This window comes from Acidisoma silvae, from assembly GCF_020618775.1.
Taxonomy (GTDB): Bacteria; Pseudomonadota; Alphaproteobacteria; order Acetobacterales; family Acetobacteraceae; genus Acidisoma; species Acidisoma silvae.
This window is the reverse complement of sequence record NZ_JAESVB010000001.1, coordinates 508,529-534,160: the sequence shown is the minus strand read 5'-3', so window position 1 is coordinate 534,160 and position 25,632 is coordinate 508,529. Positions and strand designations below refer to the sequence as shown.

The following is a 25,632-nucleotide window of genomic DNA, read 5'->3' as shown; positions in this document are numbered from 1 at the left end:
TCCGTTACCGAACAGACTCGACCGCAGCGGGGGTGGCGCGTGCCTTCATGCCCGCCTCCGCCGCGCGCGCGGCAAGCTGCGTACGCAGGCGGTCAACCTCAGGTCCGGCCACGCGCAGCGGCGCATAGCCCAGGCTATCGAAGATGAAGGCGGTATCCTGCCGTTCATTGCCCCAGGTCGGATGCAGGGTCATCGCCGTGCCGGCGAAACTCATCCTATTCCCCGTATCGAGATAGGATTCAGCCGGCAGGCCTTCTGCCAAAACAATGCCATGCTGCGGCAATTCGATATGGAAATAGGTGACTTCGGAGATCGGCTCCTGCCGGATGCTGAACCCGTTGATGAGATGCTTCACGGGAATCAGCACGCCTTCGGCAAAGACCGCATGATCGGGCGAAAGCCATAGCGGGCGGCGCGGCAGTCCGGGGCCGAAAGCGTCAGCGGCAATGCGGACAGGATGCACGCTCTCGGGCTTTGGATGCTTCGCGCAATCCACACGCCTGTGGCCGCACCAGTCGATGGGAACGGCCTTACCCTCGGGCGTCAGCACGTCATCGCCGGCCACAAGCTGCTCCACCCGTCTGTCGCCGTCCGGCGTCGCGATCATCGTGCCGGCCGCAAAACAGGCCAGGGTGACAATCGTGGCAGACCCTGCATTGCCGGACAACAGCGTGAAGGACGCACCGGCATAATCGCCCGCAAGCTGGACATTATAGGCGCTGTTATTTTCGCTGACGGTGAGAATGCCGCCACTGCCGAGCGTGACCGATCCCGCGGAACTATAAGCGACATTGGCCAACTCAATCTCATCACCGGCCGCAAAGCCGCTGATGGCGACTGTCGGCATGGCCTGACCGCCGATTTCCAGCACGGCCGCGCCACCGCTGAAAACAATGGCCCCGGCGGCACTTCCACCGGATTCGATGGCCATCAGGCCGGATGTTCCGATGACCGTGCCAATCGCGACGCCGCCGGAACTGACGACCTGATCGCCACCCGTCACGACAGTTGCACTGGCAATACCGTTCACGACCTCGACGCCGCCGGCCAGCACTTGGGTATCGAAACTCTGTCCCCAGACCACGAGGCCGCCGCTGACGACCGTGGCACTTACGGTGGCATCGGCCAGGACAAAGGCCGAGGCCTCACCGGCAATCGTCGTGCCGGTCTGGGTTTGACCGAGTTCCGTGTAACCGCCGCCGGATTGGTGGAAGACGATGCCGGAGGACAGAACAGTGCCGCCGGAAAGGGTGGTGCTGACGGCCCCACCGCTGGAAACGACAATGAGCACGCCGCCGCTTTCCACTGTCGTATTGGTGGCAGTGCCGCCGCCGGACACAAGAAGATAGCCGCCGCTGGAAACCGTCGTGCCCGAAACCTGGCCGTAGGCCGCGACTTCCGCAACGCCACCGCTGCCGACGATATCCGCCTGAGCAAACGCGCCCTGGCTGACCACCTGCACGCCACCCGAAGCGATCACGGTTGCTTCAGCAACGCCCGCATTGCTCAACACTTGAAAACCACCGGCCTCGACAATGCTGCCAGACGCATAGCCGCCGTAGAAAATAGTCTGGGTTCCGCCGGACAAGGTAATGGACTCGACGTCGCCGCCATTGCTGATCATCTGATTGCCGGCAGAGGCCACCGTACCGCTCAGCGCAGTTCCACCGTCCAGGATCACCTGAAGGCCACCAGCTTGCACGGTCGCGCCGGTATCCAGCCCGCCACTGCTGACGATTTCGTAGCCGGATTGCAGAACTGTCCCGATCGCCGAACCGCTGACGCCGATGAATTCACCGCCGCCGCTCGTCACGACCGTATCCATCGCGGTGCCGCCCGAAAGGATAAGCTGGACACCGCCGCTGAGGACGTCATCAGCCAGGGCGGTTCCACCGACATTGACGATCTCGGTGCCACCCGCCTCGATCTGCGTGGCGCTGACCTCTCCGGTCAGGGAGGCCAGACCGCCGCTCAGCTCCGTTCCGGTCGCGGTGGCACCGGAAAAGACGACCAGCATGCTGGTCGAGCCGACAGTCACGCCGCTCGCATTCGCGGCCAAGGTCGAAAAGGATTGCAGTCCGCCGCTGATGGTTTCCAGGAAGATGCCACCGGTGATGACCTCGCCACCGTCCTGGATGATATCGGATGTCTGCGCACCGGGCGCCAGAATCAGCGTGCCGCCACTGTCGACCGTCACGCCCGAGGCACTGCCGGCCGCATCGACAAAAACATAGCCGCCGCTGTTGACGGTGGTGCTGATAGCCGTGCCATGCGCCGAGACGACTTGCAGCGCACCGCTATTGACCGTGGCGCCTGTCTCCGTGCCGCCGGATTTGACCCAGGCCACACCGCCGGGCAGCAGCACGCTGCCGGATGCCGAGGCGCCTGCCGATATCTCCTCGACGCCCCCCCGGCCCACGAAGCTAGCCTCGCTCTCGCCGCCTGATGAAAGGAGTTGCACGCCGGAAGAGCCGATGATTGTGCCGCTGGCCGATCCTCCGGCGACGACGACCTCAACACCGCCGGAATCGACCAGCGTGTCTGTGCTGCTGCCGCCCGAGGAGACGACCAGATAGCCGCCGCTATTGATGTAATCAGCGAAGGCCGTGCCACCGTCCTTCACGGTCTGGACGGCAGCCGCATTTATGGTGGTGCTGATGGCCGTGCCGCCGGACAGCACGGTGTCGCGCGCTGCCGCCAGCACCGTGTCGACGCTCTCGCCATAGAGCAATTCCGTGCCATTCGCGCTGATAACGCTGCCGCTGACGATGCCATAGGTGATGGCGCTGCCACCGCTGACGGTCATCGCCTCCGACACACTGCCGGACAGCACATAAACGGTTTGCTCCGTGCCTATGACCAGGCCGGAGGTGGCAGACCCATAGAGATCGGCGCTATGATTTGATGAGTCATAAAGAACGATACCGGTCGAAACCAGATTGCCCCCGTCAGCGACCGTCGCGCTGACGGTCGCGCCCGGCAATACGACCAAATCGGCACCGCTGCCGACCGTGATACCGCTGGCGACGCCGCCTGCGGAGACGACCGCGAAAGCGCCGCTGTCCAGCGTTGTCGCGAGCGCCGTGCCGCCCGCTGAAACCGCGAGGAAACCCTGCGCACTGACGACAGCCGACAGGCTTTCGCCGTCATGATAGACGATTTCGGAACCGCCGCTGAGTACCAGCGTATCCATCGCGGTGCCACCGCTGCTGACGGCATCGGCGCCTGCCGCCGATACCGTCGTGCTGACAACGCTGCCGCCTGCGGACAGCATCTGCGTGCCGCCGCCTGTCACAACAGTGCCGACGGCCGTTCCGCCGGAAAAGACATCGGCATAGCCACCGGACAGCACGAGGCCGCTGGCCAGGCCCTCGACGGTTGCCAAAGCAACGTCGCCGACCGTGAAATCGATCGCCGTGCCGCCCGCCGATACCGTAAGGCGATCGCTGTCGACCAGACTGCCGCCGCTGACGACGGTGCCGGAGGAAATGGTGCTGTAGGTGATGGGCTTGAGCAGAACCTCGTCATCCGCGACGTCGAACATCACGGTGTAGCTGAGATAGAGATTGTAGCCGGGATTATCGCGGTCGCCATAGCTTTCCGGCGTTGAGAGCCCACTGGTATGGCCGCCGGCGGGCAGCGCCACGGAACCCGAGGCCGTATAGGACAGAACGGTTGAACTGCTACCGCCGGAAACACCCGGCTCGGACAGAAGATAGGCGATATCTTCCAGCTTGCCGCTCGCCCAGGATGGCAGGTTGATATCGCCCGTATCGTAGATGTTATTGCTCGATCCACCGTCAGTATCGATGACCATACCCATGTCGAAGGACACCGACTGGCCGCCGCTTGTCAGCGTAACAACCGTATCGGCCGCCTGGGCCTTGTTAAAACTAGCCCAGGCGGTTGTGCCGTCCGGACTGGGCAAAGCACCGCCCTTCGGCGGCATCGAGAGGATGAGGGTGTCGGGGTCGCTTTTCCAGGCCGCGATAGTGGCCGCCGTCAGGCCGATGGTGACGATGCCGGGTGAAACGGCGGAAACGGTGGAAGCGGTCCCGGATGTCGTGGTGCTTGTCGTGATGATGGCGCTCGGCGCTTCGACGATGAAGCCGGCTTCTAGATCGGAGGACAGCGAGACCTGGGACAGAATCGTTCCAAGTTCCGAATCGCCGTAAAGCCCGGCGCCGAAATCGCCGTAGGTGTCATTGGTAAGCGGGAAAGCCCCCTGCGCGGCTCTGGCCCAGTTATCGAAACTGGTCTCGACGGACGGTCCGTTGCCGTAGACGGTGATATTGGTGACCTGCGCCACAGTCGCCCCGGTCACCGTGAAAGCAGGCGTGCCCGCCGCATTCGTCACCGTTACCGAGGCGGATGTGGACTGGTAATAATAGGTCGGCTCCTGGGCGAAGGTGAAATTGCCGCTGCCGGAGACGCTGACTTCGGATGTGCCCGGCCACCACGCGCCATAGGTCGGGAAAAATTCCGGCGCGCCCGTATCGAAACTATAGGGTTCAACGAGTCCCCCGTTGAGGGAGACGTAGATTTCGAGCTGCGGGCCCATCGTTACGGGGTTGAAGTAGACAGGGACAACAACAGCGGAACCGTCGCCGACTGAAACAGACATCCCCGACCCTCTCGAAATCAATAACGATTTCGTTATTAGTACCCAGAAATAATTACACCCACAAGTGACAGGTCATTGACGCAATAAAAAACCGGCGGAGGTTGCCCTCCGCCGGTTTTTGTCGTCCCGAAAGGGAAAAGCGCTTACGCGCTTTTCGCCATGATCTCGTCCGCAACGTTGCGCGGAACCGGATCGTAGTGATGGAACTGCATGGTGAAGGACGCACGGCCCTTCGTCATGCTGCGCAGATGGGAAATATAGCCGAACATTTCCTTCAGCGGCACATGGGCACGAACGATGACCGTGGAACCCGAGCTTTCCTGGTTCTGGATCATGCCGCGACGGCGGTTAAGATCGCCCACGACGTCACCGACATGGTCATTCGGGGTCGTCACTTCCACGTCCATGATGGGTTCGAGGATGATCGGGCCGGCCTTCTTCATGCCTTCGCGGAAGCAGGCCTTGGCAGCGATTTCGAAGGCCAGCGCCGAGGAGTCGACGTCATGGTACTTGCCGTCGACCAGCGTGTATTTGAAGTCGACGGTCTGGAAGCCCGCGAGCACGCCGGTATCGGCCTGCATCTTGATGCCCTTTTCGACCGCCGGAATGTATTCGCGGGGCACGGTGCCGCCGACAACCTTGTTCTCGAACAGGATGCCTTCGTTACGTTCCTGCGGCGTGAAGATGATCTTCACTTCGGCGAACTGACCGGAACCGCCCGACTGCTTTTTGTGGGTATAGGTTTCGGTATGCTCACGCGAGATCGTCTCACGATAGGCCACCTGCGGCGCACCGATATTGGCGTCCACGCCATATTCGCGGCGAAGACGGTCGATGATGATTTCCAGATGCAACTCGCCCATGCCGGACAGAATGGTCTGGCCGGTTTCCTGGTCGGTCTTCAGGCGCAGCGACGGATCTTCGCCGGCCAGCTTCTGCAGGCCGATCGTCATCTTTTCGACGCCTTCCTTTGTCTTCGGCTCGACGGAGATGTCGATAACCGGAACCGGGAAAGCCATACGCTCGAGCACGACCGGGTCTTCAGACGCAGCCAAAGTGTCACCCGTGCCGGTATCCTTGAGACCGACGAAGGCCGCGATATCACCGGCCTGCACTTCCTTGATTTCCACGCGCTTGTCGGCGTGCATCTGGAACATGCGGCCGATACGTTCCTTATGGCCCTTGGTCGTGTTCATCACGCTGTCCGAGGACTTCAGCGTGCCGGAATAGACGCGGACGAAGGTCAGCGTGCCGTATTTGTCGTTGATAATCTTGAAGGCGAGGCCAGCGAAAGGCGCGGCCGGGTCAACCGGGATGACGCGGCGCTTCGCAACGTTCTCGGGGGTATCTTCCTCGTCTTCCTCACCCGCAACGCGGATGCCTTCAACGTCGACCGGGGACGGCAGATAGTCGAGCACGGCGTCGAGCAAAGGCTGCACGCCCTTGTTCTTGAAGGCCGTGCCGCACAGGACGGGGCGGAAGGCGCCGGAGATGGCGCCCAGCTTGATGCAGCGCTTCAGCGTCTCGACCGAAACCTCGCCCTTCTCGAAATACTCTTCCATGGCGACCGTATCGACCGAGAGCGCGGTATCCAGCAGCAGCTCGCGATATTCGGCGGCCTTGTCGGCCAGCTCAGCCGGAATTTCTTCATCATGGAACTTCGCGCCGAGTTCGCCGCCTTCCCAGATGATCGCCTTCATCTCGACCAGATCGACGACGCCGATGAAGTTTTCCTCGATGCCGATCGGCAGCTGCAGCGGCAGCGCGATGATGTCGAGCTTTTCCTTCAGGGTGTCGAAGGCGCGGTAGAAGTCAGCGCCCGTGCGGTCCAGCTTGTTGATGAAGATGATGCGCGGGACATTGTAGCGGTCGGCCAGACGCCAGTTGGTCTCGGACTGCGGCTGAACGCCCGCCACACCCTCGATGATGAAAATGGCGCCGTCGAGCACGCGCAGCGAACGGTTCACTTCGATGTTGAAATCGATATGGCCGGGCGTGTCGATGATATTGATGCGGTGGTCTTTCCACTCGCAGGTAACGGCGGCGGAGGTGATGGTGATGCCGCGTTCACGCTCCTGGTCCATGTAATCGGTCGTGGTATTGCCGTCGTGGACTTCGCCGATCTTATGCGAAACGCCGGTGTAGTACAGGATACGCTCGGTCGTCGTCGTCTTGCCGGCGTCGATATGCGCGGTGATACCGATATTCCGGATCAAACCAAGCGGCGAGGTGCTGGTCACGATTTGTCTCCATGCAAGAAAAGCGCGGCAGAGGGGCGGCCCCGCGCGCTCAGTCACGTCCCAGCCCATTGCCGGTGGTTTCGTGCGCGTCTTTTGCGCTAGCGCCAGCCGAATATCAAGTCGCGCGGTGATGCGACTGGCGAAAGGCAGCCCGGCCGCTAAGATGCCTGAGACTAGATAGAAAAGGAATGCCGGTGGATCAAGGCTTGAGATTGGCGGAATCCGTAAGCGAAACGCGCCAATGGGACCGGCTGATGGAACTCGCCCGGATCGGCGCCATTCCGGGCGACGGCGTCAATCGGCAGGCCCTGACGGCCCTGGACCGGCAGGCGCGGCGGCTGATGATCGCCTGGGCCGAGGAGGCCGGGGCCACAGTCTCCGTCGACGATGCGGCCAATCTCTGGTTCCGGGTCGAAGGGCGGATACCCGGTGCCACGCCCCTCCTCACCGGCAGCCATATGGACAGCCAGCCGGCCGGCGGCAGGTTCGACGGCATCTATGGCGTCATGGCCGGGCTGGAAATCCTCTGCGCCTTGAAGGACAGCGGCCTCACGCTCGACCGGCCGCTGGAAGTGGTCGCCTGGACCAATGAGGAAGGCAGCCGTTTCGCGCCCGGCTGCATGGGCAGCATGGCCTGGGCCGGCACCAAGCCGCTGGCGGCCTTCGCCGAGACGCGCGATGCCGAGGGCATCCGCTTCGCCGATGCGCTGGCCGAGCAATTGGCGGCGGAGGCCGATCTGCCGCGCCGGCCGCTGGGCGGGCAAGCGCATGCCTATATAGAGGCCCATATCGAGCAGGGACCGAAGCTGGAAACCGAAGCGCTTGATATCGGCGTCGTCACCGGCATTCAGGGCAGCCGCTGGTTGACGGTGACGATCACCGGGGCCTCGGCCCATGCCGGGACCACGCCAGTCTCCCTCCGCCGCGACGCGATGCAGGCCACGATGCGGGCGATCGCGGCGCTCAATACGCTGACCGCGGACCCGACCGACGTGCTGCGCTTCACCGTGGGCAGCCTGACGGTGGAACCCGGTTCATCCAACAGCGTCGCCGGAATGGTGCGGTTTACCATCGACCTGCGCCATCCTGATGCGGTCGTGCTGGCGGCGATCGGCGATGCGGTCGCGGCCACAGTGGCAGAGGCTGCCCTGCCTTGCGTCGCGACGATCGAAGAACGGTTTTCCGCCGCCCCGCTCGACTTCGACGCTGACCTGGTGACGGCGGTGCGGGAAGCGGCCGAGACCTTGGGCCAAAGCTGGAGCCTGATGCCGTCGGGTGCTTTCCATGATGCCCAGCTTGTAGCCGGGGCCGTGCCGAGCGCGATGATCTTCGTCCCCAGTCGCGCCGGCATCAGTCACAATCCGGCGGAATTCACGTCCGCCGCACAACTCGCCGCCGGAACCCGGGTTCTCGCCGCAGCATTGGCGTCTCAAAGCCGAGTCACGAACTAGTTAACTTTACGCAATATTAAAGCTAAGTCTTTGTATGACCGCGATATGAAACCGTCACCGGCTTTTAGCCTTTCGCTCCATTTGTGCACTTATTTGTATCGGGCGTAACAAGAAATAGGTATAGGGGATGGGCTCGTATTGAGGCCGTTGCCATGGCCTATGCCGCGCCTGAGCCGTGATCGGCTGGCTTGGTTGCCATCTACTCGGATCGAGCTTTGGTGCGGCCCCGAAAGGAACGCCGTCCTGTTGAAGGGTGAGAAATATGGATGCTGCAGATCCGCACGCGCCTGAGGGATCGGGCCGCATTAACGAGGCCTCGCTGAGCCGGGAGCCGGGACTTCATACCTGGCTTGTGGGTGCGCTCGCGATCGCGCGGTATCACGGCATCGACCTCGACCCGACGACCTTCCGGCTGGATCCGGCGACCCCGGTGCCGTCACCGGCGGTGCTGGTGGAATGGGTGCGCGAGCAGGGCATGTGGGCCAAGGCCGTGCGATTGAAATGGCAGCAGCTTCTGCGCCTGGAATCCTCCGGCCCGGTCATGCTGCTGATGAAGGACGGCGGCGCCGTCCTCATGGTCGAGGCGGATGCGTCCCGCAACGTAGTTTTCGTCAAGGAACCGACGGTTTCCGGCGCCGGTGTCGCCGTTCCGGTGGATGAACTGCGCCTGTCCCAGGTCTGGGAAGGCGAAGTCGTCATGATGCGCCCGCAGCGCAACGAGGAAGAACAGGACACCCCGCTGAGCTTCGGCTTTCTGACCAAGCTGGTGATGCAGGAGCGCAGCATTCTGCGCACGGTGGGCTTCGCTTCCCTGATCATCACCTTCCTGACCATCGTTCCTATCCTGATCGTCTACTCGGCGGTCCAGCGCGTCATAGAATACGGCAGCATGAGCACGCTGCTGCTGATCACCATCGTTCTGGTCGTGACGACGGTGCTGGATGCCATTCTGGAACATGCCCGCGGCAATCTGCTGCAGGTCGCCTCCACCCGCATCGACGCCAAGATTCAGCTTTTCGTCTTTAAGCGCCTGCTGTCGCTGCCGCTCGACTATTTCGAGCGCACGCAGTCCGGCGTCATCGGCCAGGCCATCGGCAAGGTCTATCAGATCCGTGAATTCATCACCGGCCGCCTGCTCAGCACCTTCATCGACGCGTCGATGCTGCTGATCCTGCTGCCGCTGATGTTCTTCATGCAGGCGACTTTGGCATGGACGATCGTCGCGGCCGCCGGCCTCATCATGCTGGTCATCGCCTGCTTCCTGCGGCCGATCCGCGTGCTGACGGGCCGGCTGTCGGCGGCGGAATCCCGCAAATTCTCGGTGCTGGTCGAAACCCTGCACGGCATCAAGACCGTGAAGTCCCTGGCCCTCGAATCCGCCCGCTACAGCCAGTGGGACGAATTCGTGGCCCAGGCCGGCGATGTCCGTCTGCAGGCTGGCCGACTGGCCCTTTGGCCTGCGACGCTGACCCTGCCGATGCAGCGTTATTGCCAGTTCGGCGTCATGCTGCTGGGCGCCTATCTGGCCGTGATCTCCAAGAACGCCGCCGAAATCGGCTCGCTGATGGCCTTCACGATGATTTCCATGCGTGTTGCCGGTCCGCTGATCGGCTTCACCAAGCTCATGCAGGATTTCGAGGATGTGCGCGCCACCATGGGCGAAGCCCAGGCGGTTCTGAACAATCCGCCGGAAATCCGTGGCATTGACCGCGGCCTGCGCCCGGCCTTCGCCGGCGCCATCGAATTCGACAGCGTTGCCTTCACCTATCAGGGCTCGCAGCGCCCGGCCCTGAACGAAGTCAACTTCTCCGTGCCGCCCGGCACCATGCTGGGCCTGGTCGGCCGCAGCGGCTCCGGCAAGTCCACCATTACCCGACTGCTACAGGGTATCAGCCGCGACTATACGGGTTTCGTGAAGATCGACGGCGTCGAGCTGCGCTCCATCAATCTGCGCCATCTGCGCCGTAATTTCGGTGTCGTGCTACAGGAGAACTTCCTGTTCCGTGGCAGCATCCGCGACAATATCATCAGCGGCCGTGCCGGCCTGACGATGGAAGACGTGGTGCGTGCGGCCCGCCTGGCCGGCGCCGAGGAATTCATCGAGCGCATGCCGCATGGCTATGACACCTTCATTCAGGAAGGCTCGCCGAACCTTTCGGGCGGCCAGCGGCAGCGCCTTGCCATTGCCCGCGCCCTGATCGTCGACCCGCGCCTCATGATTCTTGACGAGGCGACCTCCGCGCTCGACCCCGAGAGCGAAGCGCTGGTCAACGCCAACCTCAAGCGGATCGGTGCGGGCCGGACGATGGTCATCGTCTCTCACCGCCTCGCCTCACTCGTCGATTGTACTGCCATCATCGTCATGGATCAGGGCAAGGTGCTGGATGTCGGCACCCATCCTGAACTCGTCGAACGCTGCTCCGTCTATCGTATGCTTTGGTTGCAGCAGAACCGTCACATGACCGATAACCAGGGAAATACGCGCCATGGCTCGCCAACTCCTGTCCTCGCGCAAGGCGACTGATCCGCAGGGTGACGCGCTGGCGGTTCTGGAATTCCAGTCTCCGACCAGCGCGCTGATCGCGACCCCTGTTCCGAGATCGGCACGCAGCGTGCCGATCTGGATTGGCGTGGCCGTGGTTGCCAGCATCGTCGCGGCATCTGTGATCAAGATCGACAAGGTCGTGACCGGCCAGGGCAAGCTCGTCTCGACGCAGCCGACGACGCTGATTCAGCCGCTGGATACCTCCATCGTCCGCGCGATCTATGTGCAGCCGGGGCAGCGCGTGAAGCAGGGCGACCTTCTGGCCGAACTGGACCCGACCTTTGCCTCGGCCAATCTCAAGGCCGATCAGGAGCAGGTTGACAGCTATTCCGCGCAGATCGCCCGGATCGAGGCCCAGCTGGCCGACAAGCCCTATGTGCCGAGCACCGCCAATTCCAATACGGCTTTGCAGCTGGAGACCTATAACCAGTTGCAGGCGCAGTACACGGCCGGCGTTGCGAATTTCGACCAGCAGATCGAAAGCCTGAAGGCCCAGCTGGCACAGGCTGAATCCGATATGCGGCAATATGCCCAGCGGCTTGAACTGGCCAATAGTGTCGAAGCGATGCGCAAGCAGCTGCAAAAGATGCAGGTCGGCAGCCGACTCGATTCTCTTTCCGCCGCCGATAACCGCCTCAGCATGGCCGGCCAGCTGGCCGATGCGCAGGCCAGCGCCAATAAGGCGGTTGGCGATATCGCCTCCATTCAGGCGCAGCGCGATACCTATATCCAGCAGTGGTATTCCAATCTGTCCCAGCAGATGCAGCAGGCCCGGAACTACCTGGCGCCGGCCCAGCAGAGCCTGACCAAGGATCTGCGCATGCATCAGCTGGTGATGATCAAGGCGCCCACGGATTCCATCGTGCTGAATTTGGGTCAGGCTTCGGTCGGCTCGGTCCTGCAGGCCGGGCAGCAGTTCATCAACCTGACACCGCTGAACACGCCGCTTGAAGCCGATGTCGATCTCAGCGGCCAGGACACCGGTTACGTGAATGCCGGCGATAAGGTCGATCTGAAGCTGACCAGCCTGCCCTATATGCAATATGGCGCGCTCAAAGGCGTGGTCGAATATGTCAGTTCCGACAGCTTCGATCCGCAGCAGGTCCAGGCCGGGTCCGTCAGCGATGTCGCGGGCACGGCGCCGCAGGGTCTTTTCTACCGGGCCCGCATCCGTATCCTGCAGAACGAGCTGCATAACGTCCCGCCGGGTTTCCAGCTCTCCCCCGGCATGCCGCTGGCCGCTGACATCAAGATCGGCAAACGCACGGTCACGGGCTATATGTTGAAGCGCGTCCTGCCCGCCTTTACCGAAGGCATGCGTGAACCCAACTAAGATCTGGCTTTTTTCAAAGTCAGACCGTTTCGCTCTATCTGGCAGGAGATCCGTCCCTTAGTCTGGACAACCGGCACAGGCCCGGATCTCCCTCCCCGGCATGACAGAGGAAAAGAGCTTTGGTTTTCGGCTGGCTGAATCTCGGGGGCGCGAGCGGACTTCTTAAGAAGGGAGAGGCCGCGCTTGAAGCCGGGGATGTGGAGGCCGGGTTCAAGCTCGTCGCCCGTGCCGCCCAGGCCAAACTGCCCGCCGCCGAATACCGCGTCGGCCTTTGCTATCTGCAAGGCAAAGGCGTTCCCGCCAGTCGCAAGGAAGGCCGTCGCTGGCTGGAGCTTGCCGCGACCCAGGGCCATGGCGACGCCCAATCCGCCATCGCCACGCTGCTGATCACCGGCGAGGTCGACGACCATCCAGGCCGGCGTATCGGCGGGCTATTTGCCGATTCCGCCCCGACACAGCCGGATTTCATTGCCGCCGAAGGCTGGGCGCGACGGGCCGCCGAAGGCGGTTCGGCCGAAGCCCAGGCGCTGCTCGGCTATATCCTGACGGCCGGGCCGGAAGCGATCCGCAACCTGGATCAGGCGGAACATTGGTATCGCCGTTCCTCGGAAGGCGGCAATCCGCAGGGCAAGCTCGGCCTCGGCCTTGCCGTTCTGCGCCGCGCCGGCACCGACGCCGAACAGCAAAAACCCGGAATCGAGGCCATCACCGCCGCAGCCGAGCTTGGCCTGCCGATGGCGCAATATCTCCAGGGCGTGCTGCTGGAACATGGCGTCGGCCTGCCGCAGGACGCGCCGATGGCCGTTGTCCTGTATCAGAAAGCGGCCAATACCGGCCTGCGCTCCGCCATGGCACGGCTCGGCCTGGCCTTGCTGGAGGGACGCGGCGGCAAGAAGCCCGACCCGATCACCGGCGAATCCTGGCTGCGCCGTGCGGCGCTGGCCGGTGACGTCGAAGCGGCCGCCATGGTGGGCGATCTCTACGCCAAGGGCGGCGACCTGCCACCGAATTTCGCGGAAGCGGCGGTCTGGTTCCAGCGCGCGGCGGAAGGCGGACACGCCATGGCCGCCCGCGCCCTCGGCATGCTGTATCTGACCGGTGCCGGCGTCCCCCGCAACGCGGACGAAGCCGCCGTCTGGTTCGACCGCGCCGCAGCCTCGGGCAATACCGCCTCCCAGGTCGATCTCGCCAATCTCGTCCTGCAGGGATCGGTGCGCGACGGCGACCCAGACCGCATGCGCTCCTGGTTCGAACAGGCAGCGGAAAGCGGCGATCTGGTCGCGGCTTTCAATTTCAGTGTCTGTCTTGCCCGCGGTTTCGGCGTCGACCGCGACCCGGAACGCGCCGCCTTCTGGATGCATCGCGCGGCTGACGGCATCGTTAATGCCCAATTCCATTACGGCCGCATGCTGCTGGACGGGTCCGGCGTGCCGATGGACCCGGTGGCGGCGCGCGCCTGGTTCGCCAAAGCTTCCGACGCCGGCATGGCCGACGCGCAGGTCGCCCTGGCCGAGATGCTGGTCAATGGGCGCGGCGGCGACCGCAATCATTTCGAGGCCGCCCGCATGTTCCAGCGCGCCGCCGACCTTGGGCATGGCGGCGCCATGTTCGGCTTGGGCGCGCTTTATGGCGGCGGCCATGACGTGCCGGTCGACCGCGCGGCGGCGCTGCACTGGTTCCGCCAGGCGGCTGAGCGCAGCCACCCGACGGCGCAGTTGATGTTGGGCCGCTATCTGCATCGCGGTCTGGCCAGCCCGCCCGACCGAGAGCAGGCGCGGATCTGGTTCAAGCGCGCGCTCGACAGCGGCGTCGCGGAAGCCGCGGCAGAACTGGCCCAGCTCAATGCCGAGCAGGCGAGCGAAACCCCGGCCGCGCCTGGCGGCTTGGACCAGCCTGCCGCAGACATCGGCACGGCAACGCGTGCAACAGGCCCGCAGCTCATCCATAACTGATCGTGCCCCCGCCGGACCGAACCACAACCGCGCCGAAAGCGCCGGATTCCACGCAGGCTGACTGGCTTCTGTCGGGCAATCGCAAGACCGAACGCCCTGAAGTCATCGCGCTGGCCATCGAAGCCTGGGAGCAAGGCGAGAAAGCTCTGGCGGCCGGCGATCTGGCCACCGCCCGTTTTGCCCTGGAACGGGCCAGCCGCCTTGGCCCTGACGATACGCAGGTGCGATTCCTGCTCGGCATCACCCTGCTGCGGCAAAATAATCCGTCCTGCATCGGCATCTTTCGCAGTCTTCTGACCAGCTCAGACACGCAGCCCGTCCATCGCGGCCTGCTATCGGCGCTTGGCCTCGGCGGTCAGTTGGCGGAACAGGTCGCTGCCGCGCAGGCGTTGCTGTCCCGGTTCGCCGCCCCCATCGACGGTGATTTCAGCCGTCTGGCCAAGCAGATCGCGACACGCGCCGGGCTTGCCGGCTGGTGCGCCGGCAATGCGCGCGGCGAGGTTACCCTGGCCTGTGCGGAGCCAGTGCAATTCCGGCTGGACGATGCGCCGCTCCGGCTAAAGCCCGGCCGCGACGGGCGCTATCGCTTGCCCGCCCGCTGGATAAGCGCGCGCCACTTGCATGTCACCGCCGGCGGTCTGGACCTTCTCGGCAGCCCCATCGACCTCGCCCGGCATCGCGCGGTCGAAGGCTTTGTGGAGGCCGAAGACGGCGGCCTCAGCGGCTGGGCCTGCTATCCGGGCAGCCCCGAAATTGCGGTGACGCTGCATGTCGAGACATCGGGTGGCCGCAAGCTGCCTTTGACGATCACCACCGGGGCGCTCGCGACATTTCCCGACCGCGACGGGCTTGCCGCACCTTTGGCCTTTCACGTGCCGACGGAAAGCCTGACGGCGCATCCAGGCCTTTTGCATATCCGCGACGCCGAAGGACGCGACATCACCGGCAGCCCGCTCGATCCCAGCCAGTGGACGCGGTCGGCCGGTATCGCCGCCCAGCTCATCGGCCAGGGTGCGGGCAGGACAAGGGCAGCGACCACGGTCAATCGCCCGGTTTTGCCAATCTGGGCAGATACGCCCGCGCCCATGCGAACGCTGCCAGAACGATCGACGCGCGAACTAGCCCCGGCCGTCGTCATCCCGGTCTATCGCGGGCTGGAGATGACGCTGCGCTGTCTGGCACGCGTCTTTGCCACGGTGCCGCGCGGGACCGAAATCATCGTCGTTGATGATGCAAGCCCAGAACCTGCGCTGTCGGAAGCGCTGGACGGGCTGGCGGCCAGGCGGCGCATCCGCCTGATCCGCAATCCGCGCAATCTGGGCTTTCCCGGCAGCGCCAATCGCGGCATGGCGGCGGCCGGCAACCGCGACGTGGTGCTCCTGAACAGCGATGCGCTGGTGCCGCCCGGCTGGCTGGCGCGGCTGCGCGATGCCGCGCGCGCCGCCCCCGATATCGGCACCGTCGCGCCGCTGTCGAATGATGCCACCATCCTCAGCTATCCGCGCGTCAACGGCCTACAGGCGCCGCCCGACGATGCGCAGCTGGATGAGATCGACGCCTTCGCCCAAAAAGCGAATGGCGCGGATATGGTGGAAATACCGACCAGCGTCGGCTTTTGCATGTATATCCGCCGCGCCTGCCTGGAAGAGACAGGGCCGTTCCGCGAGGATGTTTTTGCCCAGGGCTATGGCGAGGAAAATGACTTCTGCCTGCGCGCCCGCCATCTCGGCTGGCGCCATATGGCCGCCACCGGCGTTTTCGTCAGCCATATCGGCGGCCAGTCCTTCCGCATGGCGCGCAATCATCTTCTGAGACGCAATCAGGCGATTCTCGAACGTCTACACCCCGGCTACGGCGCCCTCATCGCCCGGCATGTCGCTTCCGATCCGCTGGCCGCGGCGCGCGCGCGGCTTGACCTGATCCGCTGGCAGGGCTGGCGAAGGCCAAGACGCCGGCCGCCATCCGTCATCATCATCACGCATGACGAAGGCGGTGGCGTCGAGCGGCAGATCCGCGCGCGCATCCGCGATCTGGCGGCGGAAGGATTGGCCGCCGTTATCCTGCGCCCGCAGCCGGATGGCTTTTGTCAGATCGAGCCTGGCCGCCTGGAGGGCAGTCCCTGGCAGGACGATTTCCCCAATCTCCGATTCCAGATTCCCAGCGAACTGGCATCGCTCGCGCAGTTCCTGAAGCGCGAACGCCCGCAGCATATCGAATTGCATCATCGCCTGGGGCATGACCACGCGCTGCTCGACCTGCCTGGGCGGCTGGGCATACCGCTCGACATTTACGTCCATGACTATGCGGCGATCTGCCCGCGCGTCACGCTCGTCACCACCACCCAGCGCTATTGCGGCGAGCCGGACACGGTGGAGTGCGAGGCCTGTATCGCCGATCTCGGCAGCCGCCTGCGGGAAAAAATCTCGGTCGCAGATTTACGGGCGCGGACAGCAGTGGATTTTGCCGCCGCGCGACAGGTGGTCTTTCCCTCCGCCGAAGTCGAGAAGCGTTTCCGCCGTTATATCGGGCCTTTCGACAGCCTTGTCCGCCCCTGGGAAGAGGACGGGCCGGTGGCGAAGCGCCGCCCCTCTGCCCGGCGCACGCAAGGCCGCAGCCGGGTGCGCATCGCCGTCATCGGCGCAATCGGCACTGAAAAAGGCTATGATGTGCTACTGGCCTGCGCGCGTGACGCGGCCCGGCGGCAGTTGCCGATCGATTTCATCGTCATCGGCTTCACCCATGACGATGTCCGCCTCGGCGAGACGGGACAGGTGCAGATCACCTATCGCTTCGCGCAGGAACGCGCGGTCGAGGAAATCGTTGCGCAGGACTGCGATCTTGCGTTTATCCCGTCGATCTGGCCGGAAACCTGGTGTTTTGCTTTAAGCGATGCCTGGAAAGCCGGGTTGAAGACTGCGGTTTTCGACATAGGTACACCTTCGCAACGGGTGCATGCGACCGGCAATGGTTGGGTGCTGCCCTTGGCACTCCCGCCTTCAAACCTTAACAACATGCTGATTTCTTTGGCCCAATCTGAAAATTAGGGCTTTCAGCATATTGCCGCCGCGCCGATGGCAAGGCACAAATCTAATCTGATTACGTGACGGTTGCCGGATTTGTCCGCGTCCGTCCGCCCGAGACCGCAGTCGATCCGTATAAAGAGGCCTCCATGTCACAATCAGACCGGCAAAGCCCAGCGCCCGCAGCCGATAACCGGGTGCAGGAAATCCGTGCCTCCGCCCATCTCATGTCGCTCGACAGCGGTGTCTTCTGCCTTGTGAACGGCTCTCCCAAATCGGCGGACTCGCCGCTGACCGGGGTGCGGGTCTCGGCGGTCGATCCGAACGACAGCGATATCAGCATCGTCACTTTCCGTCCGGACGGCTGGTTGACCGGCGGTGGCGACTCAGCCTTGATCCGCGTTCTGTCCGATGCCGCGCAGATCCTCATCACCATCTATCAGGCGGTCGGCAGCACCGAAGGTGCGCCCAAGCTGCGCGTGCTGCGTCTGTCCGAGGCGGCCGAGGGCAATGCCGCCGCTGCCGGCGCCGCACCCGCTGGCATCCGCAAGCCGGTGGCCCTGCTCACCGGTTCGCATGACATCATCGCGCATGTTCAGCGCATGGGCGACCTTGGCAAAAGCTTCGGGGAATGGATGGGCGAACCCGGCAGCCAGCTGGCAGTCGAAGGCTTCAGCCTCGCGGCGCCCGAGGGGCTGGAACCCGGCGACATCACCTATCAGGCGGTGCTGGGTCGCGGCTGGCTCTCCCCCTGGAACGAAGCCGGCCAGTTCTGTGGCAGCCGCGGCATGGCGCTGCCCATCCTGGGCTTCAAGGTGAAGCTGAGCGATGCCGCCGCGAAGCGCTTCACGCTGTCCATTTCGGCCTCGTTCCTGGACGGCACGAAGCTTGACGATCTCGGCAGCGAAGAAAGCGTGGAAGCGCCATCGCTGTCGCCGCTTGAAGCCTTCCTGATCGATCTGGCACCAAAAGCCGGTGCCAAGAAAGCGCCTGTGGCGGTCGCGCCGGTTGTCGCCAAGGCGAAGCCCGTCGTCCCCGCCCCAGCCGCGAAGCCGGTCGCCAAACCCATCGTGAAGACACCGATGAAACCTGCCAAGCGGTCGCGCTGACCCTTTTTTGGCCTGACGGCGGATTTCCCGGTCCGGCGTCAGGCTGAAGGCAGCCCCCCGAACAGAACCGGGACTAGGACTGGCGTCGTTGCGCTTTCTTTTCGTTCACCAGAATTTCCCCGGCCAGTATCTGCATATCGTGCGGTATTTGGTCGACCGCGAACACGACGTCGCGTTCCTGTCCGAGCCGAACGCCAATCACATGGCGAATGTGCGCAAGATTTCCTATGTCTCGCCTCGCGCCTCGGACGCGCGCATTCACGAACATGCCCGCGAATTCGAGCTGGCGATCCGCCGGGCGGAAGCGGCGGCCACCGCCGGCCGCCAGATCAAGGCGCTGGGGTTCCAGCCCGATATCATCATCGGCCACCACGGCTGGGGCGAGTTGCTGAACATGCCGGATGTTTTTCCCGGCGTGCCGATCCTGGGCTATTTCGAGTTCTTTTATAATCTCGTCGGCCAGGACGTGGGCTTCGAGCCCGAATTCCCCATGGACGAGAGCCGCCGGCCGATGGTGCGGACGAAGAACGGCGTCAATCTGATGGCGCTGTCCCTGCCGGACGCCTGGGGGCAGTCTCCGACGCAATGGCAGCTCGGCACTTATCCCGAATGGGCGCACAGCAAAATCACGCTGCTGCCGGAAGGCGTCGACCTCACGGCCTGTAGCCCGGCTCCCCCGCGCGCCAGCCGACGCATGACGCTGCCCAATGGCGTGCAACTTGGCGCCCGCGACAAGCTCGTCACTTTCGTCGCCCGCAATCTGGAACCCTATCGCGGCTTCCATATTCTGCTGCGCGCCCTGCCCGCCTTGCAGGCGGCGCGGCCGGATGTTCATGTCAGCTTCGTGGGCTTCGAGTTGCAAGGCTATGGCGCAATGCCGGAAGATGGCTCGACCTGGCGCGAATTCCTGATGCGCGAGATGGAAGGCAGGCTCGATATGAGCCGGGTCCATTTTCTGGGCCAGGTGCCCTACGACACGCATATCGCCCTGCTGCGCCGGTCCGACGCGCATGTGTATTTCAGCTATCCCTTCGTCGCCTCCTGGTCGCTGCGCGAGGCGATGGCGACGGGCTGCGTCATCGTCGGCAGCGATACCGCGCCGGTCAGCGAATTCATCACTCATGAACAGACAGGGCTGCTGACCCCGTTTCTGGAGCCGGGCAAGCTGGCCGACAGCATCCTGCGCGTGCTGGAGGAGCCCAAGCTGGCTGAGCGTCTGCGGCACAATGCCCGCGCCTGGGCAGAAGCGAATCTCGACCGCGACGCCTATCTTAAAGCCTATGCCGGGCTGATCGAACGCATGACCGGCCAATCCGTCGAACCGCGCTCTACTCCGGCGAAGGCGAAGACGCGGGCGGCCAAGCGCTAGCCGCGCCTGAGCGCCCGCGTCTTCCAGAAGAACCGCGCCGTCAGCATCAGCGCCGCCAGGATCAGCCCGCTCATCAGGCCGAACCAGACGCCGCGCACGCCCAGGTGAAAACCGAAGGCAAAGACCGCACCCAGCGGAATGCCGCACAGCCAATAGGCCAGAACGGCCAGCAGCATCGGCACGCGCGTATCCTCCAGGCCCCGCAATGCCCCCATGGCCACCACCTGCGTACCGTCGGCGAACTGAAAAAATCCAGCCAGCGCCAGCAGACTTGCGCCCAGGGTCGCGACCGCCGGTATGTCGGTAAAGGCGCCGGCAATCGCATGGGGCGCCAATTCCATGCAAAGCCCGCTGATGGTCTGGGCGCAGAGCATCACCGTGAAACCCGCCAGACCGGCGCGGAGGATGGCGGCCTTGTCGCGTGCGCCGACCGCTCGGCCGACCCGCACCGTCACCGCCAGCGAGAGGCCGAGCGGCACCATGAAGAACAGGGCCGATGTCATCAGCGCGACCTGATGGCCGGCGACGGCGACGGCGCCGAACTGGCCCACCATCAGGGTCGCGACCGAGAACATGCAGGCTTCCATGACGATGGCGACCGCGATCGGCGCGCCGACGCGAACCAGCCTGCCGATGACGGCGGGATCGACGCGAAAGGCCGCGCTGGTCCATGCGACCATCGGATAACGGCCGGACAGACCGACCCAAAGAAGGTAGAGCACGGCTTCCATCGCCAGGACGAAGGCAATGGCGATGCCCGCGCCCAATGGCCCGTAGCCGCCGACATGACCGAGGATCGGCAGGCTGGCGCCTTCCATCAGCAGCCAGGCCGCCGGCACCAGAAAGACCAGGCCAAGCGCGCCGACCAGCATGGTGGGGCGCGTCATGGACAGGCCTTCGGACAGGCCACGACAGGCCGCGACGATGCCGAGCCCCGGCAAGGAGAAGGCTGCGCCATGCAGGAAGGCACGCACGCCCGGCAGCACCACAGGCGGCAGATGCAGCAGCGTTGCGAAAAGCGGCCCGACCAGCGCGAGCACGACGCCGCTGAACGTGCCGAAGCACAGGCCCAGCATGAGCGCCTGGGCAAAGACATGGCCCGCCTCATGCTCCCGCCCCGCACCGTGAAGCCGGGCAATGGCGGGCTGCGCCGACATCATGAGGCCGATCACCGCCATGAAGACGACGATCCAAAGGCTGCTGCCCAGCGCGACGGCGGCCATGACGGTGGCACCCATATGGCCGCCGAAGATGGTCAGGATGACATCGGTGCCGATGCCGAAGAGCTGCCCCAGGATCAGCGGCAGCGCGAGCAGGATGAGCGTTCCCACATCGCGGGCGAAGGGGCGCGCCTGGCGGGCGCGCAGACTATCGGTCGTCATTGGGTAACCTGTCGTTCAAGCCAGCATGCGAAAGGGACGCTGGCAAACCATGTGAGCCTTGGCAGAGGCGGATTTCGCGCAGCGAATCGCTCTGGGCCTGAAATGCGTCAGCCGGGGATCAAACTGATCCGAGGGAAAACCTCAGCCGCGCGCGGGCCAATCGGCGGTCGGATGACGCATGGTTCCGAAGGATCGGCGGCGGTCGGCTTCGATGTAGTTATCCATCTGCGACCCTCCGCCATTTCCAAAGTTGAACGAATTTTTCATAGCGATAGTCAGGGGCCTGGGGCAAGAGGCACGAATGCAGGGCACCCAGCCCGGCTAAGGTCACTGCTCTGCGATTTGGGCTGGCCGGCGGATCGGGCTAAGGCTTCGCCTGTCCGCCGTTCCGCCTAGGAGAGACGATGCCGCGTTTCCGTTTCCGCTTCCGCTCCCATTCCATCGCCGCCGGCCTGATGGCGATGACCGTGCTATCCCCTCTGGCTGCTCGGGCGCAGGCCACCGCAGCCGCGCCGGCATCGAACCCCGCGCCGGCCACAGTGCCAACCTCAGTGCCAACCTCAGTGCCGGCCGCCGCACCGCCCGGCCTGATCGGCGCCTGGGGATCGGACAGCAGCTGCACCAGCGATGTCGCGATTTTCCGCGCGGACGGCCTGGTGATCAATCCGGCCGCGCCAAGCGGCACGCCGCCGCTGGCCTATGCGGTAAGCGGCGGCGGCATCACGCTCAGTGACGGCAAGCAGAGCGGCACCTTCGCCTTTGCCTTGTCCGATCAGGCCGTCGCCTGGTCCAATGGCGCGTCCATGGTGCTGAAGGAACGCTGCGCCGATCAGGCGCCTTTCGCGAGCGCCATGACTGCCGCCCCTGGCTTGCCGGCCGCCGCCCCGGCCGCCATCCCGGCTGGTCCGCTGCCCGATCAGCTTCGCGCGCTGGCGGGCCGGCCGCTGCCCTATCAGGGCAGCCTGGTGCAGATCCAATCCGTGCTGAGCCAGACCCCGCAAAGGGCGATCTATACGGATGTCACCGCCCTGCCCGACAGCCAAGCCATTCCTGGTGCGGCGAAGCTTTTCTATCGCGTCTTCCCGACGGCGGCGGCGGCGGCGAGCTATGTCTCGCTGGCGAACGACGATCAGGCCAGCTTCGTGCGGGAACCGCGCGGCGCGGGCTTCTTTTCGACGGCTTCGGCGGTCGACGAAGGCCCCGGGGACAGCAAATCCGCCCCCATCACTATCAGCTGCCTGCGCTTCCACCCCAAGCGGCTACAGGCAATCGTGGTCTCCTGCTTCGCCCAAATGCCCGGAAGCCGTCTGGTGGCCGGTGCGCAGCGCAATTTCGCCTTGCCACGGGTCCAAACGGCCGGGGCGAAGGACATGGGACCGCAGGACGACCTGACGCAGACCCTGGCGCTAACGGGTTCCGTCATCGGCCAGCTGCGCGGCTTTCTGGCAGCCTATCCGCAACCCTAAATCGGTCGCATAGCGTCAGCGGCGCGACGTTCCGTGGCCGGACATCTCATCACCGGCCGAGGCCGGCAGGCGCAGCGCCAGCAGCGCCGCCGGCACCATGAACAGAGCGACCGTGACGAAGGCGACGGAGAAATCCGTCAGCCTCGGATGCGGTTTGCCGGCAATGGCGCCTGATACGGCCAGGGCGGCCGCACCGACGGTGACGCCCATGGTGATCGAAAGCTGCTGCAAGGTGCTGTAAAAGCTGGTCGCCCCGCTCATCCGCTCCGGGCTGATATCGGCATAGGCGATGGTATTATAGGCCGTGAATTGCAGGGAGCGGAACACGCCGCCGATCAGCAATACCGCGTAGATGGCGATGATCGGCCAGTCCGGACGGAAGGCCGCCGACAGCCCCAGCACCACCGCCGAGATCGCCGCATTGACCGACAGCACGCTGCGGAAGCCGAATTTTTGCAGCATGGGCCGAGCGACCGGCTTCGTCACCAGGGCGCCTGCCGCGCTGATGAAGGTGATCAATCCGCTCTGAAAGGCCGTGAAGCCAAAACCCAATTGCAGCATCAGCGGCAGCAGGAAGGGCATGGCGCCGATACCGATGCGAAACAGCGAGCCCGCCGTCACCGAAATCGCGAAGGTCGGGATGCGCATCAGGCTGAGATCGAGCAGCGGATGGGCATGGCGCCGCGCGTGGATGGCATAGCCGAGCGCGCCCAGCGCTCCCATGACGGTCAGCGCCACGGCTTCCGACGGCGGCAGGGCACCGCGTCCGAAGGAGGACAGGCCCATGATCAGCCCGGCCATGCCGATGCCCGCCAGAATCTGGCCGACGAAATCGAACTGACCCGGATCGGTCCGCTCATCCTCCCGGATGAAGCGGGTGACGAGCAGAACGCCGACGATGCCGATCGGGATATTGATGTCGAAAATCCAGTGCCAGGACAGCGTCGTGACCAGGAAACCGCCGACCGGCGGCCCGATGACCGGCCCCAGCAGCGCCGGCATGGTCAGCCAGGACATGGCGGCCACCAGATTGGCCTTGCCGACGCGGCGCAGCAGCAGCAGACGCCCGACCGGCACCATCATTGCCCCGCCCAGGCCTTGCAGGATGCGCGCGGCGACCAGCATGGCCAGCGACTGCGAGAGGCTGCACAGGACCGAGGCAAGGGTGAAAACGATGATCGCCGCGCGGAAGACGCTGCGGGCGCCGTAGCGGTCCGCGACCCAGCCGCTGGCCGGGATGAAGGCGGCCAGGCTGACGAGATAGGACGTGATGGCGATATTCATCGTCACCGGAGAGACGTCGAAGACTTTCGCCATGGCCGGCAAGGCTGTGGCGACGACCGTCGAATCCAGATTCTGCATGAAAAGGGCGCTGGCGACGATCACCGCCGCCAAGCGCATTTCGGGCGGCAGACCTTGTCTGGCCGGCCTGGATGATCCGGGTTTTGCGCCCGGATCATCCTTGTCTTTCAGGCGGCCGCGCGCCGCGAAACGGGTGCGGAGCGCCGCCAGCAAGCCGTCAGGCCTCCACTTCGGTGCCGTCCTGGCTCCAACGGGTATGGAAGGAGCCTTCCTTGTCGAGGCGGCGATAGGTATGCGCGCCGAAATAGTCGCGCAGGCCCTGCAGCAGATTGGCCGGACCGCGCGCCCGGCGCAGACCGTCGTAATAGGCAAGCGCGGAAGAGAAGGCCGGCACGGCAACGCCGTTCTGCACCGCCAGCACGATGACGCGGCGCCAGGCGTCTTCCGCCTTCACCACCGCATCGCGGAAATAATCGTCCAGCAGCAGGTTGGAGAGTTTGTCGTCACGGTCATAGGCTTCCTTGATGCGGTCGAGGAAGCGGGCGCGGATGATGCAGCCGCCGCGCCAGATCGTCGCCATATCGCCCAGCGTGAGGTTCCAGCCGTATTGGTTGGACGCGACGGCCATCTGCTCAAAGCCCTGCGCGTAAGCCACGATCTTGGAGGCGTAGAGCGCGTCGCGGATGGCGTCGATTTCGGCGCGATCCGGCTTGCGGGTGGCAACCGCCGCATGGGGCAGCTTCTTCTCGGCCTCGCCGCGCATGGCGCGACGGCCCGACAATGCGCGGGCGAAGACGGCCTCGGTAATGGCCGTGACCGGCACGCCCAGTTCCAGCGCGTTCTGCGCCGTCCAACGGCCTGTGCCCTTCTGCTCGGCCTCGTCGACGATGGAATCGACCAACGGCTTGCCGGTGCTGTCGGTCTTGCGCAGCACCGCGGCGGTGATTTCGATCAGATAGCTGTCGAGATCGCCTGCCTTCCAATCGGTGAAGATGTCGCTCATGGCCTTCGCGTCCAGGCCATATAGCGTCTTCATCAGGTCATAGGCTTCGGTGATGAGCTGCATATCGGCATATTCGATGCCGTTATGAACCATCTTCACGTAATGGCCGGCGCCGTCCGGGCCGATATAGGTGCAGCAGGGCGTGCCATCGACCGAGACCGCCATCTTGGTGACGATCGGCGCGATACGCTCATAGGCCGCGCGGTCGCCACCCGGCATCATCGACGGGCCTTCCAGCGCGCCTTCCTCACCACCCGAGACGCCCATGCCGACGAAGCGGATATTGGCGTCCTCGCAGCGCTTAAAGCGGCGGGCGGTATCGGTATAAAGCGAATTGCCGCCGTCGATGATGATGTCATCCGGCTCCAGCTGCGCGATCAGATCCTCGATCATGTCATCCACCGGCTTGCCGGCCTTCACCATGATGATGACAGCGCGCGGCTTGGCCAAAGATGCCACGAAATCTTCAATGTTTTTGGATGGGAAGAAGCGACCTTCCGAACCGTACTCGGCGATCAACTTTTCGGTGCGCTCGTGGTTGCGGTTGAAGACCGCGACGCCGAAGCCCTTGCGGGCGGCATTGCGGGCCAGGTTGGCGCCCATGACGGCGAGGCCGAGAACGCCGATATCGGCAAGACCGGCGGCAGATTGGTTAGTCATGTGTTCGAGGTCTCCCTTGGGGTCAGACATTTTGCCGCGCTCGAGTGCAGCCCGTATGTGGGGGAATTGTCGCGCGGAGGTGGCATGGGCCCAGCCTAGCGCGACTGCACTGAGATGCCAGGGGGGTTGGCCGCATACTACCTCGGCGGAAGCGATCGGTATCTTCGGATATCGTG

Annotated in this window: 13 protein-coding genes; 8 read left to right on the top strand and 5 right to left on the bottom strand. The window is 64.3% G+C overall.

What is annotated here, in order from left to right; translation table 11 throughout:
• Positions 1-4: 4 nt before the first annotated feature.
• Both ASILVAE211_RS02485 and fusA read right to left on the bottom strand, forming a co-directional pair.
• Entirely contained in the window at positions 5-4,624 is a 4,620-nt protein-coding gene (locus ASILVAE211_RS02485) for a Hint domain-containing protein (RefSeq protein WP_227319691.1), read from the bottom strand.
• Positions 4,625-4,767: 143 nt separating this feature from the next.
• On the bottom strand, positions 4,768-6,864 hold the full coding sequence (fusA, locus tag ASILVAE211_RS02480; RefSeq protein ID WP_227319690.1) for an elongation factor G: 2,097 nt from the start codon (positions 6,862-6,864) through the stop codon (positions 4,768-4,770).
• A gap of 212 nt (positions 6,865-7,076) precedes the next feature.
• Between fusA and ASILVAE211_RS02475 the strand changes: the two genes are divergently transcribed.
• From ASILVAE211_RS02475 to ASILVAE211_RS02445, 7 genes are all read left to right on the top strand, one after another.
• Positions 7,077-8,315, top strand: coding sequence for a M20 family metallo-hydrolase (locus ASILVAE211_RS02475; protein WP_227319689.1), 1,239 nt, complete (start codon positions 7,077-7,079; stop codon positions 8,313-8,315).
• A 262-nt stretch (positions 8,316-8,577) separates the two neighbouring features.
• On the top strand, positions 8,578-10,839 hold the full coding sequence (locus ASILVAE211_RS02470; RefSeq protein ID WP_227319688.1) for a peptidase domain-containing ABC transporter: 2,262 nt from the start codon (positions 8,578-8,580) through the stop codon (positions 10,837-10,839).
• Entirely contained in the window at positions 10,802-12,193 is a 1,392-nt protein-coding gene (locus ASILVAE211_RS02465; protein ID WP_227319687.1) for an HlyD family type I secretion periplasmic adaptor subunit, read from the top strand. Before ASILVAE211_RS02470 ends, ASILVAE211_RS02465 begins: the two co-directional genes overlap by 38 nt.
• Positions 12,194-12,312: 119 nt before the next feature.
• The gene (locus ASILVAE211_RS02460; RefSeq protein WP_227319686.1) at positions 12,313-14,145 is read left to right on the top strand and encodes an SEL1-like repeat protein; all 1,833 of its coding nucleotides are present in this window, start codon (positions 12,313-12,315) and stop codon (positions 14,143-14,145) included.
• A 2-nt stretch (positions 14,146-14,147) separates the two neighbouring features.
• On the top strand, positions 14,148-17,189 hold the full coding sequence (locus tag ASILVAE211_RS26270) for a glycosyltransferase (protein WP_227319685.1): 3,042 nt from the start codon (positions 14,148-14,150) through the stop codon (positions 17,187-17,189).
• Between the two features lie 125 nt (positions 17,190-17,314).
• Positions 17,315-18,274 carry a hypothetical protein gene (locus tag ASILVAE211_RS02450; RefSeq protein ID WP_227319684.1) on the top strand — a complete coding sequence of 320 codons (960 nt, stop codon included), beginning with the start codon at positions 17,315-17,317 and terminating at the stop codon, positions 18,272-18,274.
• Between the two features lie 88 nt (positions 18,275-18,362).
• Positions 18,363-19,643: a glycosyltransferase gene (locus ASILVAE211_RS02445; protein WP_227319683.1), complete on the top strand. Its 1,281-nt coding sequence runs from the start codon at positions 18,363-18,365 to the stop codon at positions 19,641-19,643.
• Here ASILVAE211_RS02445 and ASILVAE211_RS02440 read toward each other — a convergent pair.
• Positions 19,640-21,025, bottom strand: a complete 1,386-nt coding sequence (locus tag ASILVAE211_RS02440) for an MATE family efflux transporter (protein WP_227319682.1) — start codon at positions 21,023-21,025, stop codon at positions 19,640-19,642. The two genes, ASILVAE211_RS02445 and ASILVAE211_RS02440, sit on opposite strands and share 4 nt — an antisense overlap.
• 404 nt (positions 21,026-21,429) lie before the next feature.
• On the opposite strand from ASILVAE211_RS02440, the gene ASILVAE211_RS02435 reads away from it, so the two are divergent.
• A complete protein-coding gene (locus ASILVAE211_RS02435) occupies positions 21,430-22,491 on the top strand; it encodes a hypothetical protein (protein WP_227319681.1) in 1,062 nt (353 codons plus the stop codon).
• A gap of 15 nt (positions 22,492-22,506) precedes the next feature.
• Here ASILVAE211_RS02435 and ASILVAE211_RS02430 read toward each other — a convergent pair whose 3' ends face one another.
• Both ASILVAE211_RS02430 and gndA read right to left on the bottom strand, forming a co-directional pair.
• Positions 22,507-24,006, bottom strand: a complete 1,500-nt coding sequence (locus ASILVAE211_RS02430; protein WP_227319680.1) for a DHA2 family efflux MFS transporter permease subunit — start codon at positions 24,004-24,006, stop codon at positions 22,507-22,509.
• 4 nt (positions 24,007-24,010) lie between these two features.
• Positions 24,011-25,456 (bottom strand): NADP-dependent phosphogluconate dehydrogenase, encoded by a 1,446-nt coding sequence (gene gndA, locus ASILVAE211_RS02425; protein ID WP_227319679.1) that lies wholly within the window; start codon positions 25,454-25,456, stop codon positions 24,011-24,013.
• Positions 25,457-25,632 lie beyond the last annotated feature (176 nt).